1 pseudogene is annotated in these 570 nt (G+C 43.9%); it reads right to left on the bottom strand.

Annotation, left to right across the window (positions count from 1 at the left end):
- Window positions 1–279 (bottom strand): annotated as a pseudogene (locus R8N47_RS27210) (antibiotic acetyltransferase); the annotation flags it as partial.
- Window positions 280–570: the final 291 nt, after the last annotated feature.

Raw genomic sequence — 570 nt, 5'->3', positions numbered from 1 at the left:
ATACAAGCAGAACCAATCGGTTCGATGATTGTGGTTACCACCCATTAAAATCACCGCTTCGGCGGCGATACAAACGTAGTCACCAATATAGAGTTGGTCGACTTCCCAACTGGGTTGCCACTGCTTGCTGATTTCATCCCCCAGCAGATAACGAACGACGGATTGCTCAAAACCATTATCCCAGCAATCGCTGTAATAACTGTGAGTACCTTTAATATGGATGTTGGCGTTTTGCACCACTTGGTGCAGATACTGAACTTTAGACCAATGTTTAGTCATGGCATTTGCCTCTTCAATAGAGAGTAAAATTTTGCCACGGAACGATTTCTCGTGGCGCTGTTGCTGCGTTCTCAGTCAACAACGCCTATTGGATTCGGGGTTGTAACAACAGTGGATTAGGCATAGTGATCTCCTTTAGGCGAACTATAAAACGAATTGGCGCAGAGTGACAAACGCCAATCCCGATTATTCATTCGCCAAAAACATGTATAATTTTTATGCAAGCCATTCAAATAACAAGAGCTCAACATGAAAATTCAATCGCATCTCCCTGCACTATTACTCTGCGCC

It is taken from the genome of Vibrio sp. 2132-1 (genome assembly GCF_033344315.1).
The sequence above is the reverse complement of the archived record's forward strand: the minus strand, read 5'-3'. Positions and strand labels throughout refer to the sequence as shown.